A 485-nucleotide genomic window follows, 5' to 3' on the forward strand; every position below is an offset into this window, starting at 1 on the left:
GGATATCGAAAAATCACAGCCATACTAAAAAAGAGAATGTGTATTAACCATAAAACGGTTCAACGTATTATGCAGAAGAATCAGTGGCAATGCCGGGTTAAGGTGAAAAAGCGCAAGAAGAATGGGCAGCCATATGCCGTGGCCGAGAATATATTAGATCGAAACTTTCAGTATGATCGCCCTCTGGAAAAGCTAGTAACGGATATCACATATTTGCCTTATGGGCAGAAACAATTGTACCTTTCCAGTATATTGGATTTATACAATGGAGAAGTGATTGCTTTTACGATTGGCGATAGACAGGACACAGACTTTGTCTTACACACACTTGATCAGCTGCCCGCACTGCCAGAGAACTGCCTGTTACATAGTGACCAAGGTTCTGTTTATACATCTTATGAGTATCAGAAAGCTGTTAAAACAAAAGGCATTACCATGAGCATGTCCCGCAAAGGGACGCCCGCTGATAATGCCTCCATCGAATC

Annotated in this window: 1 protein-coding gene; it reads left to right on the forward strand. The window is 42.1% G+C overall.

Annotated features, from left to right (window positions below; translation table 11 throughout):
- Window positions 1–485 (forward strand): IS3 family transposase (locus G9F50_RS20285; RefSeq protein WP_165406622.1); only part of this gene is annotated, 485 nt, incomplete at both ends.

Source organism: Bacillus sp. EKM206B, from assembly GCF_011066015.1.
GTDB lineage: Bacteria > Bacillota > Bacilli > Bacillales > Bacillaceae > Bacillus > Bacillus velezensis.